At 39.6% G+C, this 17,228-nt stretch carries 13 protein-coding genes; 7 read left to right on the top strand and 6 right to left on the bottom strand.

Annotation, left to right across the window (positions count from 1 at the left end):
* Positions 1–82: 82 nt before the first annotated feature.
* Positions 83–820, bottom strand: a complete 738-nt coding sequence (locus LNTAR_RS01040) for a type II secretion system protein (RefSeq protein ID WP_007276751.1) — start codon at positions 818–820, stop codon at positions 83–85.
* 287 nt (positions 821–1,107) lie between these two features.
* Here LNTAR_RS01040 and LNTAR_RS24830 point away from each other — a divergent pair, with 287 nt between their 5' ends.
* From LNTAR_RS24830 to LNTAR_RS01025, 3 genes are all read left to right on the top strand, one after another.
* Positions 1,108–1,854: a DUF1559 family PulG-like putative transporter gene (locus LNTAR_RS24830; RefSeq protein ID WP_007276749.1), complete on the top strand. Its 747-nt coding sequence runs from the start codon at positions 1,108–1,110 to the stop codon at positions 1,852–1,854.
* Between the two features lie 85 nt (positions 1,855–1,939).
* Complete coding sequence (locus LNTAR_RS01030) at positions 1,940–3,490, top strand: sialate O-acetylesterase (RefSeq protein WP_007276748.1); 1,551 nt, start codon at positions 1,940–1,942, stop codon at positions 3,488–3,490.
* Between the two features lie 213 nt (positions 3,491–3,703).
* Positions 3,704–4,300, top strand: a complete 597-nt coding sequence (locus tag LNTAR_RS01025; RefSeq protein ID WP_007276747.1) for an RNA polymerase sigma factor — start codon at positions 3,704–3,706, stop codon at positions 4,298–4,300.
* A gap of 39 nt (positions 4,301–4,339) precedes the next feature.
* On the opposite strand, the gene LNTAR_RS01020 is transcribed toward LNTAR_RS01025, so the two are convergent.
* Positions 4,340–6,391, bottom strand: a complete 2,052-nt coding sequence (locus LNTAR_RS01020) for a serine/threonine-protein kinase (RefSeq protein WP_007276746.1) — start codon at positions 6,389–6,391, stop codon at positions 4,340–4,342.
* 286 nt (positions 6,392–6,677) lie between these two features.
* Here LNTAR_RS01020 and LNTAR_RS01015 point away from each other — a divergent pair, with 286 nt between their 5' ends.
* Positions 6,678–7,685 (top strand): SGNH/GDSL hydrolase family protein, encoded by a 1,008-nt coding sequence (locus LNTAR_RS01015; protein WP_007276745.1) that lies wholly within the window; start codon positions 6,678–6,680, stop codon positions 7,683–7,685.
* 35 nt (positions 7,686–7,720) lie between these two features.
* Here the strand turns inward: LNTAR_RS01015 and LNTAR_RS01010 are convergent, their stop codons facing one another.
* The gene (locus tag LNTAR_RS01010; protein ID WP_007276744.1) at positions 7,721–8,170 is read right to left on the bottom strand and encodes a hypothetical protein; all 450 of its coding nucleotides are present in this window, start codon (positions 8,168–8,170) and stop codon (positions 7,721–7,723) included.
* 135 nt (positions 8,171–8,305) lie between these two features.
* Positions 8,306–9,052, bottom strand: a complete 747-nt coding sequence (locus LNTAR_RS24825; RefSeq protein WP_007276743.1) for a type II secretion system protein — start codon at positions 9,050–9,052, stop codon at positions 8,306–8,308.
* Between the two features lie 860 nt (positions 9,053–9,912).
* Here LNTAR_RS24825 and LNTAR_RS01000 point away from each other — a divergent pair.
* Complete coding sequence (locus LNTAR_RS01000) at positions 9,913–11,139, top strand: DUF1552 domain-containing protein (protein WP_007276741.1); 1,227 nt, start codon at positions 9,913–9,915, stop codon at positions 11,137–11,139.
* Entirely contained in the window at positions 11,126–13,504 is a 2,379-nt protein-coding gene (locus tag LNTAR_RS00995) for a DUF1588 domain-containing protein (protein ID WP_007276740.1), read from the top strand. Before LNTAR_RS01000 ends, LNTAR_RS00995 begins: the two co-directional genes overlap by 14 nt.
* Positions 13,505–13,506: 2 nt before the next feature.
* Here LNTAR_RS00995 and LNTAR_RS00990 read toward each other — a convergent pair whose 3' ends face one another.
* Positions 13,507–14,082, bottom strand: a complete 576-nt coding sequence (locus LNTAR_RS00990) for a hypothetical protein (RefSeq protein WP_007276739.1) — start codon at positions 14,080–14,082, stop codon at positions 13,507–13,509.
* A 140-nt stretch (positions 14,083–14,222) separates the two neighbouring features.
* Between LNTAR_RS00990 and LNTAR_RS00985 the strand changes: the two genes are divergently transcribed.
* Positions 14,223–16,619: a serine/threonine-protein kinase gene (locus LNTAR_RS00985; RefSeq protein WP_007276738.1), complete on the top strand. Its 2,397-nt coding sequence runs from the start codon at positions 14,223–14,225 to the stop codon at positions 16,617–16,619.
* Here the strand turns inward: LNTAR_RS00985 and LNTAR_RS00980 are convergent, their stop codons facing one another.
* The gene (locus LNTAR_RS00980) at positions 16,620–17,216 is read right to left on the bottom strand and encodes an RNA polymerase sigma factor (protein ID WP_007276737.1); all 597 of its coding nucleotides are present in this window, start codon (positions 17,214–17,216) and stop codon (positions 16,620–16,622) included.
* Between the last annotated feature and the right edge of the window lie 12 nt (positions 17,217–17,228).

The following is a 17,228-nucleotide window of genomic DNA, read 5'->3' as shown; positions in this document are numbered from 1 at the left end:
TAGAGCCTCATATTTATTTTGATCATTATAGATAACACAAAATAAACTTTTCTCACACTTTATCTTTAATAAATTGTATATTTTAGTCCTGGCAGTCCCACATGGTGCCCTTTTGGTTCCCATTGGCACTCGCATCTCTAAGACCCAAATAAGTATGTTGCAAGGACATGAAATTACTTGAACCACTGATTGTACCAAAATTGAGTTTAGCGTAGTCGTGGCCCCAAAAAGTCATATTAGAATATTGGTCTTTGATAAAATTATTATTAGTATGCCCATTATTTCCCACACTAACATAATTGCCCTGTCTATGGTTCTCTGTAATCATGATAGTACTTCCAGTATTATTTATATTGGTTATTTTCATTGACCATGAATTACTATTCATAAATCCCCGAAACTTACCGTTACTATTACCTTCTTTACCATAGTTTAGTGAGTAAGAACGTAGTGAACGACTTTGGTTTTGAAGTTCAACTTCCGTGGCAGGACAGCCGTAGATACTAGATCCATTCGATGACTCTTTTTGAAAGGCTGATTCATCGAGGCCACGCCCATCATAGTCATAGACACCTAGTTTATCATCCCAAGAGGAGTTGCCATTATTTAAGTTATGTGAATAGGGTAAGTATTGATCTTGGTCTGAAGTGTACATAAATAAAGCTGTACTAATTTGCCTAATATTAGATGTACAGAGTGCCAACTTAGACTTTTTTCTTGCCTGTCCTAAAGCGGGTAAAAGTAGTGAACTCAAGATCCCAATTATGGCAACGACCACAAGGATTTCTACGAGTGAAAATTTGCTGTTTTGTTTTTTCATCTTGTCCTCAATTTAGTATTTTTTTATTGAGAACAAGGAGTGTAGATGAATCTTTGTAGGACTTATTATTTAAAATAAAAAATTTATATTTTTCGATGATTGTTTAAATAAAGTCTTTGTGCATATTTCTGTTTCATTAGGCGCAAAAATTAAGAGTTTTGATTAATTTAAATCTAGATAATTTGATGTTTTTTTTTATTTTTTTTTGTGAATGCTGAGAAATGGCCATGTTTGGATTGATATAGTTTAGAAAACTTTTGTTGAAATTATAATCATAGGGATTGATCATGCTTCAAACGAAAAAACACTTTACTCTTATCGAGCTTCTCGTGGTTGTTGCCATTATAGGCATACTGGCAAGTTTACTGCTCCCCGTTTTGGGGGAGGCCAGAAAGAAGTCCAAACTTGCACTATGCACTTCAAATCTTAAACAAATGGGCATGGCGATTCACATGTACACAAGTGATAATGATGGATACTTCCCTTACAGCGGTGGAAACCTTGGCGGGACATCGAATGATACTTCCTGGGACGATCGTCTAGGGTATTTACAGTACGATGGTCGATCGATTACGGCAGCAGAAGTGGGAAACAGGAACCTACTGACAGATTCATTTATTTATGAATGCCCTGCAAATGAAGTTGACCCTATAGTGGCTAATCGGCATATACGCAGTTATGCCCTCAATTATGGAAAATCTCATAGTCCTAGCGTTTTTAGAGGACTAAGCTCTTATGATTTATGGTCAATGAAAGATACGGAAGTTAGGGACTCCTCGCAAAGCATTATGATTACCGAACATAACAAGGTGACTAATTATGTAGGTATGTATAATAATAGCCTTAATAATAACAACTTCATCAAGTCTTATTATGGGACTCCATCTTATTGGTCCCATACTTACGCCAAACTCAATTTCGGCATGATCGATGGTTCCGTAAAGTTCCTTTCCTTACAGCACACTTATCTAGGCTTACGCGATGCCACGGCGTCTGGCAATCAAATTGGTACCATGTGGGACTGCCAGGATTAATGAATAAGAGCTTACTTAAGCGAAAATTCTCAATATTCATTTCATTAAAATAGCTAGTGATCACAATTAACAAATGGAAACATAAATGAAATATAAGTCACTTTTTCAAATATTTATTAGCATCGCGCTATTACTGCCATTATCAATATTCGCCGATGTTCAAGCTGCATCACTATTTACCGATAACATGGTAATTCAGCGCGATGTACAGGCTAATATTTGGGGGCTTGCCGACCCGGGGGAAGAAGTCAATGTAAAAGCAAGTTGGGGAGAAAGTAGCAAGACTAAAGCTGGAGCTAATGGGAAGTGGTTTTTGAAACTACAAACTCCTGGGGCAGGAGGGCCGCACAGCATAGAATTTAAAGCTAAGAATACTATTTCACTCAATAATGTGATGTCAGGTGATGTATGGCTATGCTCAGGTCAATCTAACATGGAGTGGGCTTTACGGGGTACAAATGGAAGTAGTGAAAAAGCTAACTATCCACAAATACGGCTCTTTCGCGTAAAGACGAATCCCTCGCCTGAAGTGCAGACAGAGACCGACGCATCATGGACCGCTTGCACACAGAAATCAGCCAGGGACTTTTCGGGTACAGCTTATTTTTTTGGTAAAACTTTACATGAAGAATTAAATGTGCCTATTGGGCTGATACAGAGTGCAGTAGGGGGGACATGTATTGAAGCTTGGACGGAGAAAGAGCAGCAATTGAGTGATCCTATGAGTGTGCACAGAATTAAGCTTGGTGATAAGGCTATTGAAGGCTTTGATTCCGCGGTAGCCAAAAAAGAAAATCAAAAGCTTCAGAGTGATTATCAAGAAAAATTAGCGAGTTGGGAAAAAGGTGGCAAAAACGGGAAGAGACCTCGTCCTCCAAGACTTAAAACCAACCCTTTATACAGTACAAATTACCCGGGAAATCTTTATAATGGCATGATTAAGCCATTGCTTCCCTTTTCTATCAAGGGAGCTATATGGTATCAGGGAGAAGCCAATTCTCGACCTGGCCAGGCATCGGATTACCACAATGATTTAAAACGTTTAATCAGCACTTGGAGAAAAGACTGGGGCCAAGGCGATTTCCCCTTTTATTTTGTTCAACTACCAAATTTTGGTGAAAGGACAACAGAGCCAATTCAGGAGCACCCGTGGGTCACTATTCGTGAACAATTCCTAAAAACTGCTCAAAGCCTTGAGAATACGGGGATGGCAATCACGATAGATATAGGTGAGGCAAAGAATTTACATCCGAGAAATAAGCGTGATGTGGGCAAGCGTTTGGCAATGGTCGCACTAGGCAAGAGCTATAATAAAAAGGATCAAGTTTGGACGGGACCACTCATCAAAACTTGTCGCTTTGAAGGTGAAAAAGCCATCATTATATTTGATACGGGGAATTCTCCACTCGCCATTCGTGGAGAAGGCAAGCTCCAGGGCTTTGCGGTGCAATTAAAAGGTGGTGAAGTTCTTCATGCAAATGCAGAAATCAAAGGACATGACACGCTTGTTGTTTCTGTGCCTAGAGCAAGAAAAATAGAGAAAGTCTATTACGCATGGAAAGCTAACCCGGAAGGAGCCAACTTGATTAATGAAGCGGGGCTCCCAGCCTCACCCTTTCGTTATAGCAAGAAATGATTCTTGGTGCGATGTGTTCATAGTACGGGGTGGGTTCAAATTCATAGAGTTTATATGATAAAAGGATCTTGTAAGCTTACTTATAGAAGTTTTGACTCACTTGTAATGAAGTGATTTATCAAAAACTTATTAGATCTAGGGATGTGCAAGAGTTAATTTGCGGTATACTAAATACTTAGTAAATTTACTCATATCACAATAAGTCCAAGAACTATGAACGATATTTATAAAACACGAAAAACATTATTATTACGTATTAAAGATCAGCATAATGATGATGCCTGGTCTGAGTTTTCACAGGTTTATAATCGTTACCTCTATGCAATCATTCGGCGCATGAATATTAATGCAGATGATGCAGATGATATAGTGCAGAGAATTATGCTTAAGTTATGGAAGAAACTTCCCGAAATGACTTATGATGAACAGAAAAGTTTCCGCACTTACCTCAGGGTTGTCACCAAGAATGAGGTACTGCAATTTATCGATCAGCGTAAACGTCAGATGAACCGCGATCAACAGACTTATGATGATGGGAATGATTACCTAAGTGCTATACGTCTCCCTGAAATTGAGCAGATCGCAAAAAATGAATGGGAGATTTACCTCACAAATAGAGCCTTTGACAATTTGACTGAGGACTATAGCGAAGAGGCCATTGAAGCATTTAAAATGTGCCTAGAAGGAAAAGAAGTCAGTGAAGTTGCTAAGGCCTTTAACTTGACTGAAAAGGCGGTCTATAATTTACGCTTTCGCATGAAGGAGCGCTTTGGAAAAGAGATTGCAGTCTTGCGCAGAGATTTAGAGTAGTAGCTAGCACCATGCTCAACTAAGCAGAACTCGATTTGATTATTGATCTACTGTGTTTTTTACACGAATGAAAGTTACCTTTGGATGATCTTTTTTTAATTTTTCATCGCTTAGATCCAAAGTGTGGTAAACTTTTTTTATTTTTCCAGTGTTAAATAGATGCATGTTATGCAGTTTGGGGATGCCAGCTATATGGAGTTCATGCATAGAGTAAGTGTTTAATTCAACCATATTATTAAATTTAGTGTAGCTAAGATCAAGTTTTCCGAGAGGTATTATCAATAGTAGATTACGGCCCCGGTTATAAACAGCAATCGGCATGTTAAGTCTAATATAATCGTGGTGACTTAGGTCCAGGGAAAATGTTTTATCGGTGTATTGACTCAGTTTTATTTCCTTATCCGTAATCGGCGGGAGAAGGTTAATTCGATTGAGTAAGATTTTGATGAGGTTAATATTTTTTTCACTTTCCCGCGGCCAGGATTTTGAGTGATAAAAATAGCTGTAATAGACCATGTGAATAATGTGATTGGGGCATTGGATAGTTAGATTTTCAAGATCTGGGATTTCTAAGCTACCTTGTTGGTTCAGTTTGATTTTGTAGCGTGAAGATAAGTTATGAAGTGCCAGGAGTTTACCCGACTTGGCGTAGTCTAATTTTTCAAGATCTTGGATACATGTATCATATTGCTGAAGAACAAAATGTAGACCTGCCTTATAGGAAAGTAAAAGCTTTCGGTCCTTAGGACTTAGGTCTCGCTCTAGATATTTTTTAATGATTTTAATACGCTTAGGTGCCTCATCGTAATTATTGAGGATGTATAAGTTGTTAATGGTCTCGATGAAATTTTCTGCTTGAATAGTGCTATACTCATTTTCTTTTTCATAGAGCCTAAGGTTTTCTTCCGCTCGTTTCTTTTCTGTGAGGGCTTGGATGCGCTCAGAGTTGATTTGCTCAAAAGAGATATAGAGAAGCATAAAAATAAGCGCTGTAAAAAAAGAACTTAAAAGCAAAGATTTACGGTGGCGTTTACTCCATGACTTAAGGTAAATAATGACATTTGGGTTTTGCGCTTTAGTGGGAAAGCCAGATGAATAGAGCTTGAGGTCATCTTCAAGTTCAGCTATCTTTTGATAACGATCACATGGGGCGAGATTCATGGCTTTAAGACAAATAGCTTCCAGACCACGGGGGATGCGATGATCGCAAATTAGGCTAGGGGGTGAGACGTGAGCAGCTAAAGTTTTCTCGCTTATCTCTTTAATCGAACCTTGGAAAGCTTCTTGATAACTTAAAAGAGTGTAAAGCAGGGAACCTAACGAATAGATATCACTTGCTGGACTAAGTTCATCATTACGAAGCTTTTCTGGGCTCATGTAGCCTGGGGTTCCAGAGCTTTCTCCAATGAGAGTCAGGTCGTTGAGGATATTGGGATCGGGTGTGCTTGAACTCGCATGATAATCACTTGAAGCTTGCTTTTTATCTTCATTCATGACTTGGGCTAAACCCCAGTCACAAAGTAGTACTTCACCATGTTCACCGACTTGTATGTTGGCAGGTTTAATATCCAGGTGCAAAATAGCTTTTGAGTGGGCATAGGATAGAGCACTACAGATTTTTTGAAAAATGTCTATGAGTCGACTTAAGGGGAAATTATTTAAAGTTTGAGCATCCTTGTTTTTAAGCTTTTTCAAAATACTTGCAAGGGTTTGACCGCTCATGAAATCCATAGTGAAAAAGGGGAGGCCATCTTTATCAAGGCCCGTTTCGTGTACACTTAAAATATTGGGGTGCTGAAGTAGGGAACTAATACGAGCTTCTCTCAGAAAAGATTCTAAGTCCTGCTCTGATTCGGTATTAACGGGACGTGCCAAAGCTAGGTAGCGATCACCCTGAAGGTCGCGAACGCGATAGATTTTCTTTTCTCCGCCCGCAGTGATGAATTCTTCGTCAGTGTAATGCTCCTGCGAGCTTCTGAGTGTATCTAGAATAGGGCAGTCAGGATGAGCAATTTCTTCAAGTTTATCAACTTGATAAAACTGCTGGAAGTTACTGTTCAAATGTTGGAAAGATTTTTCTAAATCTGACATGAGCCCTCGGTTACTTGTATAAATTATACAATCCCATTGGATCTTTCCTAACAAAAATATAAGAAGTTCTGCTTTTTTTATAAAAACTTTATAAGTGGTGAGAAAAGCCCATGCTCCAAGTGATATTTCTTATATAAACACAATGAAATTTCGGAAAATACATAACAGCCTTGACGAGGCGGCGGAGTTTTACTTAATAAACCATCGTGTAAAGCATGAGTAATCAAAGATAAGAAGAGTTCAGTTGTTTACTGAACTCAGAATCAATTAACAAGGGATAATCCTAATGAAGACTTTTTATAATTTACTTATTTTTATTTTCAGCATGGGCGCCTTGGCTCAAGGAAGCTTAATAAAACAAGATGATAAAGCTCTTCCACATTCGCCTTTCGATCAAAAGCGCGTCATGTTTTTGGGGGATAGTATCACTCGTGCGGGGATTTATTTCCGTTACATCGATTACTACCTACAAAAATCATTTCCAGACGACAAGATTGATATCATAGGACTTGGGCTGGGGAGTGAGACGACGACTGGGAAATCAGAGGCTCAACACCCTTGGCCTCGCCCCAATGTTCATGAACGTTTGGATCGTGCACTCGAACTCGTAAAACCGGACATAGTCTCGATATGTTATGGCATGAATGATGGACTTTATCACCCCCTTTCTCAAGAGCGTTTTACGGATTATCAAAAGGGGGTATTAAGTCTGATAGAAAAAATAAAAGCCAGTGGAGCAGAAGTCATAATCATGACACCTCCTCCTTTTGATCCTCAGTCCCTCAGTTCGAGAAAAACTTTGAAACCAGGTGGTGCGGATGATTATAGTTTTAAGACGCCTTATGAAAATTATAATGATGTTTTAGCCAAATATGGTCAGTGGATCATGACTCTAAAAATTCCAGGAGTGACCACAATCGATATTCACACCCCGATTCAAAAGCATGTGGATGAGATGAGAACAAAGGACTCCAAATACACGATAAGTGGTGATGGAATTCATCCCAATGCTTTGGGACATCAATTGATGGCGAGAAGTTTTCTTAAGAGTTTAAATTTACTTAATGAAAGCAAGAGCCTTGCTGAGGCCGAAGAAGCTAGGAGAACGGACCGCCTCTGTGCTTTGATAAATAAACGTACGGGCCAACGTTCAACAGCTTGGCTCCAATATGTGGGTTACACTCGTGGCACGGAAACGGTAAAGACTGATTCGATAAGTGAGGCTGAACGAGAAGCTAAAGCTCTGCAATTAGAAATAGATAAACTCAAAAAGGAAACATTAAGCCATAAATGAGTATGAGAGTCAACTCGATTATGCCTTGACTTCAATTAATTGTGACTAAGCCAAGGCTGCTCAATTGGCATGAAGGGGACGCCTTCCATAGAATGGCATGTCATACACTTATTGGTGAAATTTTTGAACTCAGTCATTGTGTCGCCTTTTTCATTTATTGCTTTTTCCATGGGAGGAATCGCATTGGTAAAAAACCATTCATAAGACTTCTTTCGCTTCGGTCTTCTTTCAGAGCCATTGCTCATGGCTAACTTAATCTTCTTTAATTGATATAAGGCATAGGCATCATTCTTTGCTTCTAATGCTTCATAAAGTTTTTTGTAGCGAAAATCAACTTCCCACATGACGACATCGTTGCCACGTAGGTGACGAGCAACTGTATCAATACGGTGATGTTCATTGCCTGACAGCCATTGATGTTCAGAATCAGTTTGGATGCACGAGCTAAAACAGAGTACGAGTAGGAATAGAGTTAGTTGTTTCATATAAGGAACAGAGCTTTTTAAGCCCAAGCTAAAATTTACAATCTCTACATATTAGCTTTAAAGCTTAAACATAACTAAGTGAAATTATATAGAAGATAGATTATTTAGGGCTTTTTTATTAGAAGATGTTTAACTCTAATCCTGACAGTCCCACATTGTGTTGATTTGGTTGCCTGAAGCAGTTGCATCGCGCAGGCCGAGGTAGGTGTGTTGCATGCTGAGGATGCGTACAGAGCCATCGACCATGGCGAGGTTGAGTCGACCATAATCATGAGTCCAGTACTTTGGAGTATCGTAAAACGCTTTAATAAAATTGTTATTGGTAAAGTCGTTGTTGTTATTGCCTAGGTAGTTGCCGGGCTTATTATTTTCGGTAATCATAATGCTTTGCGAAGCTTCGTTGACTTCATTAGATTTCATCGACCAACTTCCAGTGCCAATGCCTCTGAATTGACTCGGTTTATGAGCTTTACCATAGTTCAATGAATAACTGCGCTTTTGATTATTTTGATTTGTGAGTTCAACTTCGCTTGCAGGGCATTCATAGATCGAGGCGTCAGTGAGCTTAGATTTATTATCCACTTGTTCTGCAGTGATGCTGCGACCATCGTATTCCATGCTGCCTAAACGGTCATCCCAGGAAGTGTTGTTGTGTTCTGAACTGAAAGGAAAATAATCGTCCTGATCCTCAATATACATATAAATCGCCATGCTGATTTGTTTACTATTTGAAGTGCAGATTGCCAATCTTGATTTTTTTCGAGCTTTTCCAAGTACCGGGAGCAGTATACTTGCAAGGATCCCGATGATGGCCACAATGACGAGTAGTTCAATTAAAGAGAATCTTTTATGTTTAATGGCTCTGCAGTTCGTGGAATTCATTTTCAACTATCCTCATTAATGTAAGTATATAACTGAAAACAAGTCATATAAACTTATCTTTGAGTAGTTTGCATAAAATTTAGTTTTTTATTTAAGAATTAGCCCTTAGCGGTGCAATAATCGAGCGCACTATCGCAAAGCGATATAACTTTAATTAGCCCCATATGTAAATGTTGCGCCTTCAGCTTGGGTTTCGCCTTCGGCTTGGGTGGCGCGCTAAAGCGCTTAGGTTTCAGGAATCAGGTTTCAGGTGCCGCTCGTTACGAGCTTAGATAACGAAGCGGAGCTTCTGAGTTGACGCGCTAAAGCGCTGAGTTCACGGACTGAGTCCTGAGATTACGGAACGAAGTTCCTGAGTGACGGTTCCACAGTTAGACAAATCCACGATTGGACAATTTAAAACTGATAACTGCAGGCTCTTCGAGCCGATCTGCAGCGAATGGAATGAGCGATCTGCAGTGAGCAACGCGAACGATCTTGCAGTGAGCAACGCGAACGATCTTGCAGTGAGCAACGCGAACGATCTGCAGGGCGAAGCCCGATCTTTCAGCGCAGCGGTCTTTCAGTGAGCCTGCGAACGATCTTGCAACGCAGCGGTCTTTCAGTGAGCCTGCGAACGATCTTGCAGTGGAACGGTCTTTCAGCGCACCGGTCTTTCAGCGCAGCGGTCTTTCAGTGAGCCTGCTAACGATCTTGCAGTGGAACGGTCTTGCAGCGCAGCGGTCTTTTTATCCGCAATTGCCAAGCAGGAGCTTGGCGGCCCCAGGAAAAGCTAATTTTCAAAATAATATTATTGAGCCCAAAGAAAGCTGATTCAGCTTTGTTCTAGTTTTGATTAGAGAAGATAAAAAGAGGCTTAAATGAGTTTTGATCGACGAAGTTTTTTAAAAGCAGCAGGGGTGAGTCTTTTGCTACCTCCGCTCGAGAGTGAAGCCGCGCAAAGCAGTAATGGAAGCAAGAAGCTCCTATGCGTTGCATTGAACTTTGGTGTTCATCCAGGATATTTTTTCCCGAAGGATGATAATCCTTGCTCGAGTAGAGTTTTGAGTGCGATGGAAGCACATAAAAAGGACATGACCGTTTTACTAAATACTCAGCACCCCCACAAGGGAGGTCATGGCGCTGTCCATAGTTTCTTAAGCGGTTACCTAGTGAAAAATGCTCAGCAACTTCGCGAAAAAAATATTTCTATCGACCAAAAATTCGTTAAAGAAACAAATCCTAATACGCGCTATAAGTCACTACAACTTGCCATGGGCGGTGCGGGTACAATGCACCAATCCTGGAATGACAAGGGGGAGCCCATGCGCAATATTTATTCTCTCGAAGAGATCTATGGAAAACTCTTTGTGGAGCCAAGTAAAAAAGGGCGTGAATTGAGAAGAAAAATTCTCACCAATAAAACTTCTGTGATGGACTTTGTTCATAGCCAAGCAAAACGCATGAAACGCTTTGGAACGAAGCGTGATGGCGAAATAATCGATTCTTATATGGATGGGGTGCGTGGTGTCGAAAAAAGAATTACTGAATCAACAAATTGGTTAGATGTTAAGAAGCCTCAAGTCACATACAAGTTGCCATCAAACTTGATGAGTAATGCTAGCTATTTAAAAGAGTATTATGAACTGATTCACTTGGCCTTTATGACTGATCAAAGCCGCGCTATTACCCTGGGGATTCCCGCCAATCCTTCGGCAGTTCCGATTGATGGTGTGAGTACGGGTTACCATAGTTTGACTCATCACGGCAATCAGCCCGATCGACTTAAGCAACTCTACCTCATTGATAGTCATAATGTGAAATGTTTTAATGACTTTGTGAGTCAGATGAAAGCGACTGAAACCGCGACAGGCAAAAGTCTGTATGATCAAAGTGCGATGATCTATGGTAGTGGAATGGGAGATGCTAATAATCATAGTAACAAGCGCTTACCTGCCATTTTGATTGGAGGTTTACTTAAACCCCAAGGGGTGCTTGATATGAAGGGGAAAAACCTTTCGGATGCCTATGTGACGATTTTGAATAAACTTGGCGTTTATCTAGATAAATTTGGCAATAATCGAGGGGACTTAAATGGTCAAATTTAGCTTATTCATCACTTTGTTATTTTTTGCGATACCCGCATTCGCTATGGATAAACGCCTTCATAGTCTATTAGAGCAGCGCTGTATCGAGTGTCATGACGAGATTACAACAAAGGGTGATATGCGTCTCGATAACTTGCAATGGCCAGCGAAATCGGAAGAACAAGCCGAACAATGGTACAAAATTCTCGATAGCCTGCAATTAGATGAAATGCCCCCTGAAGAAGAGACTCAATTAAAGGCTGATGACAAAGCTTACTTGCTGAATACAATTGAACAGAATTTGGCAAAGTTAAAATTTAAGATACTTAAACCTCAACCACGCCTGATGACAGGTGAAGAGTTTAAACTCACCGTGAGCGATTTATTGGATATAAATAATAAGTTTTTAGATCCAGGACGCTACATCCCCAAACTTGCCGTAGCGACTAAATATGATACGCATTCACAAGACCAAATATTTTCCGAGGAAGCCATAAATGAATTTATCGATGGGGCATTAGGAGCCGTTTATTATAAAATTCGTCCGGGAATCAAACCAGAAGTCAAAAAGCATAATTTCTTAATGAAAGATATGAAGATGGGCGGGCACCAAGGCATTCATAAGGATAAATGGATGGAATTACGTTTTACTTGGCATACTTCCAAGGCGCATCTAAAATGGATCGTGGACGCGGATGGTTATTATGAATTTGAAGTCGATGCAGAGGCTAAGGGAATTCAGCCATCTGGTATGAAGTTCTTGGATCAATTAACTGAGCGCTTTAGAAAAAATAATTTTCATGAATTACATTTAACGGGACATAGAAGCGAAATCTTGCCAGGGCTCAATCCTTCCTACTTTTTCATAGATAAAATCAATTTAAAATCCCCAAGAAAAGTTTATCGCAAAAGAGTCTACTTAGAGAAAGGGCATAAAATTCACCTGGAGTTCGGTTCGGGTCCTAGTTATGGAGGCATTAAAAAAGCTTTTAAGCAAAAACTTGTCAAAAATGATTTGTCGTATCCCGGGCCAGGAATTCGAATTCATGGAATAAAAGTGAAAGGCCCCCAATTGGATGAATGGCCAAGCCCCAGCATTAATCATTACTTTGCAGGTGACTACTCCTTGGCAGATGATGCGAAAAGTAAGGAAGTTATCAAACGCTTTATGATAAGGGCCTACAGAGGTCGTGCGAGTAAAGAGCAATACCAACAAGTCTGTGATTATTATGATCAAATGATTCAGCAGGGAAATGATCGATTAGAAGCCCTACGAATGACGATGGTCACTACTTTAGTTTCACCTAGATTCTTATTTATCAATCAACCTCCAGCCGATGGCGGTCGCAATCCGCAACTCGCCGAACGTTTAGCTTATTTTATGTGGAGTTCTAATCCCACCTCAAAAATGATTAAGCTCTCGAGTACCCTCGAGCAAAAGCCGACAACTTTGGCGAAGGGGATTTATTGGATGATGCAACAGCCTCAGTTTGAACGATTCGTTCGTCGTTTTACAATTCAGTGGATGAACTTGGATAATATGGATGAAATGGCACCAGATCCGACGCGTTATAAGAAGTATTATAGTTTAAATATGCGAGAACTTTATCGTCAACAAACCTTTCATTTTATTTCCTATCTCTTAAAGGAAAATCGTCCCATCTCTGATTTAGTGGATACAAATTATACTTTTTTAAATCAAGCTTTGGCGGAGCTTTATTCACTCCCGACTGATGACTTAGGAAATGAGTTCAAAAAAGTCAGTTTGCCAAGCGATTCTCAACGTGGCGGCTTATTAGGTCAGGGGAGTTTATTGACCACCACCTCAAATGGAGTCGAGAGTTCCCCCATCATGCGAGGGATTTGGCTTTTAGATAAATTCTTAGGTGATCCACCGCCACCAGCCCCTGATGATGTCATGGCTTTGGATAATGATACCCGAGGAGCGAGCTCCGTAAAAGATATACTCAACAAACATAGTCAAAACCCTGATTGTCATTCCTGTCATCGCAAAATTGACCCCTTGGGTTTAAGCCTCGAACATTACGATCCCATCGGTTTATACAGAAAAGATTATGGATCTGGTCTTCATCGTAAAGTCAGAAATCAGCTCAAAGGAAATTTAAAGATAGAAACTCAATCAAAAACTCATGATGGTTTTGAAATCGCCGGCATGGCAGGTCTGAAGGCTTATATGCTGAGTAAAGAAGAAGAGCTCGCCCACAGCTTTTGTAGTGAGCTCATGTCCTTTGCTCTCGGTCGTCCATTAAGCCGCAGTGATCACAATGCCGTAGATGCGATTATCGCAAAAACTAAGGATCGTGGTTGGTTGATGCGCGACATCCTCATTGAGTTATTGCGCTCAAAGTCCTTTGCACTAAAATAAAATTACTTTTTCTGAATGAGGCCAAATTTCACGTTTTTGATTTCGGGCGGATTTTGAGCTTCTTCTAAGGAGAGGTCTTTAAATTGAATGTCTCCTGTGTAGGCCCCCATCATTAAGCACAGGCAATCAATGTATCCACTCGTGGGGTTTTCTTGAGCTTGGAAATAGCATTCGTAAGTCTGCCAAGTATTATCTGGGGAAAAGGTTTGTTTAAGTCCCATTATGGCTAGCTTACGTCCCTTCTTTCCGGGCTTTTTATTAAATACATCATTGATGTTCCTGTAGCAAACGCTTAGATCACCTTCGCCTTTTGCTTTAATAGAAAAGGTGAAACGGTAGTATTTTCCGACACTTAGTTTTGTTTGACTTAATAAAAAATAATAGGGCGCTTCGGAACTGTGTTTTGTTTCGGTACTAAAAATGCCTTTTTTAAAGGACTCCTTCACCTGTTTGTATTCATTAGTCTTTTTCATAAACCAGTATTTATCCGCCTTTTTGAAACTGGCGTCTTTTAAGAGCTCTTGGCCTTGAAGGGTGATGAGGCTAATGAAAATGAGAGTTAGAAAATATTTGATCATGCTTATCCTTTGCTTGTTTAAAGGATTAAGACTCGAGTGAAGTATACAATTTCTCAATAAATAAAACATTCTTTTAAGTATTTTGTTGAATGAGCTAAAACGATTATGTATTAGTTATCATAGGTAAACTTGGTGATAACGTGAATAAAAAATCGAAGAGAAATAACTTTGAAGACGATTTTCAAAAGAGAAATAAATCTTTTGGAGAATTTTATGCTGAAGAAAGAGGAGTTGAGAAGGTTTATCCGATCTACGAAAGTTTACTCGTAAAAAAGCAGCGTTATACAGAGCAAGTCTTTATTGATTCGGGTGGAGAGAAAAAAATCTTTGCTGTAAAGGATGTTTGCGGAGATCGCAAAGTCGCCTTGGCCAAGAGCTTAGAAATCCAAAACGAAGCGGATAAAGAATCGTTTTTGCGAGAAGCACGTATAACTTCCCAATTGCAGCACCCCAATATTATGACCGTGTATGACGTCGATTTAGATGAATGTGGTCAACCCTATTTTACGATGGAATACGCTGAAGGAGATAGTTTAGAAGATATAATTTGCGGACTGCGCAATAATGAGTTGAAATACAAAGAACTTTACCCACTCAATCATTTGTTACAGATCTTTATCAAGGTTTGTGATGCTCTTGCTTATGCTCATTCGCGTTCTGTACTTCACTTGGATGTAAAACCAGCCAATATTAAAGTAGGGGATTATGGTCAGGTTTTACTCTGTGATTGGGGCTTAGCTCAAGTGATGAGCACTAATCAGCCAGAAGAAGAACTTGGTTTTGAAGTCAAGATGGATTCTGAACTGCTCAATGATATAACGCAAAAAGCTCAAATAAAAGGGACACCAGCTTATATGGCGCCCGAGCAAATCAAGGGCGAACGAACGCAGGTGACGGCAGATATATACTCATTAGGTGCCTTGCTTTATTCAATGTTGACTTACCAGAGAACAGTTGAAGTGAGTGATATTAATGAACTTCGCGAAAAAGTTTGTGAAGAACCAATTCAAGCCGCCAGCTTGCGAGCCCCGCAAGTGCAGATTCCATTGAGTCTAGAAGCCGTTTGTCACAAAGCACTCGACTTGGATGTTGAAAAACGCTATCAATCAGTTTTAAATTTACGTGATGAAGTGAGCCGTTATCTATCAGGCTTTACTACTAAAGCTGAAAATGCGGGTTTTATAAAAGAGTTAACGCTCCTCGTTAAGAGAAATACGAGAGTTGTAACAAGTATTAGTTTGGTCAGTGTATTTTCAGCGGCTTTGTTGTTCTCGGCATTTCGTGAAAAAGAACGGCAAAAGAGCTTGGCGGACGAGTCTAGATTAGAGGCTGTTGAGGCAAGAAATAAAGCGTTGGAAGCTGAGGAGCAAGCTCAAGTCGCGAGGAAAAATGCTGAGCAGAATTTAGCACTTTATAAACACGAAATGCGCGAACGCGAAATGCTCTCGATTAATTTGCAAGAACAAGTTTTAACGTGGAATAAAAATAGAAACTATTTGGATGCGACGGAAAGAATTGAGCGCATCGAAAAAGAGTTACAGGGAGAAATATCACTTGAATTAAGACGTGAGTTTTTAGAATACAAGGGCTTACTGCACTTTGTTCTTCTCAACTTTTATGAAGCCGAGCAATGTTTTTCTCAAATAGAAGTTACTCAGCCTTATTTGAAAGCGGAAGCAATTAATCGTAATTGGTTAAAGATAAAGAAGGGCAATAAAGTTAAATTAACTGCAGAGCAATTTACTAAGTTTTTGAGTCAAATCCCAGGTCATGAAAGAGTCTTGGGTTATTATGCTTTTTATTATTACATAAAGCGCAATCGCAAACTCAGTCGAGAAGAGTTAATGAATATGACTTACTACCCCTTATTGCACCTAAATGGCATGCGTTACAAAGACTTTCCCAGAGAAGAATTTAAATATTTTGTTTATGGAAAACAGCAATTTGGTATGAATCAGACGAATAAAGTATTTAAGAGCTTTCTCTTACCCATACCTGTTTATGACCGCCGTTTAAATCTACTCTATAATCTTGATCTCGATTATTTTGACTTTGGTGAAATAGATGATAACCAATTAGATGCATACACAGGTTTATCGGTAAAAATCATCAATATTAATATGATGAAAAGAGCTAGCCCACATACGATTAGAGCCATAATCCCTCGTTTGTTTTGTGAACTTGTGTACCATGATTTACCCTTAAGTGATGAAGAGATAAGAGCTCTTTGTCCAAAGGTGAAGTTTATTCGTCGCAAAGGCTCGGAGCTACTTTTTAAATATCCTCAGAATGGCATAAAAGTGAATAAATCGAAGTTGCGAATATCTTGGGTTCCGCGCAATAAGACGATGCGCTACAGAATTTATATTTCACAGGATAAAGCCCTTCGCCAGGAAGATTTGATTTCTGATAGTGAAAATAACTTTTATTTTTTTAACTTAGAGTCACCAGGAACTTATTACTGGCGAGTCGATTCTCACAATGAATTTGGACAGCCTATTATGGGCAAATTAAATAGCTTTGACTACTTGCCTTAATCACTCAAGTTCACAGCGTAATTTATTTACTTCATTAGCAAAGCGTTCTTTCATCCTAAAACGAAGATTATAAACCTTCTTCAGGTCGAGGTCTAATCTTTCGGTGATTTCATCTACATTAAAACCTTCTAAAGCCAAGCGTAAAACATCAATCGATTCTTTTGGATAGTTTTTTTCCAATTCTTCAAAAGCCAGATGAGTGATATGGATTTGCCATTCTCTTTGGGAGATTTCTTCAATATCATTGAGTTTAATATTGTTGAGATAGCTTACGCTGGCATCTGTGCATGCTTTTGATTCTCGCTCTAAAATACCTTTGCGTTTTTCAATAAAAGTCAAAACACAGTTTTTTGTACACTTACTTAAATAGTTTCGGAAGCGGCGAATTTCATCTGTATCCATGTGGGGAAGACGCTTCCAAAGTTTCATCATAACTTGCTGCAGAATATCGTCAGCATGATTAGCGGAAATATTCATGTTGCGAATAATGGCATAGATGTAACGACTATATATTTCGGCAAATTCCTCCCAGGCCTTTTCGTCGTACTGATCTTTGACTCGGAGTATCAGTGTCCGTCTTGTTGCATAGGGGTCCATTTATGATCTCAC

Origin of the sequence: Lentisphaera araneosa HTCC2155, assembly GCF_000170755.1 — a bacterium.
GTDB lineage: Bacteria > Verrucomicrobiota > Lentisphaeria > Lentisphaerales > Lentisphaeraceae > Lentisphaera > Lentisphaera araneosa.
The sequence above is the reverse complement of the archived record's forward strand: the minus strand, read 5'-3'. Positions and strand labels throughout refer to the sequence as shown.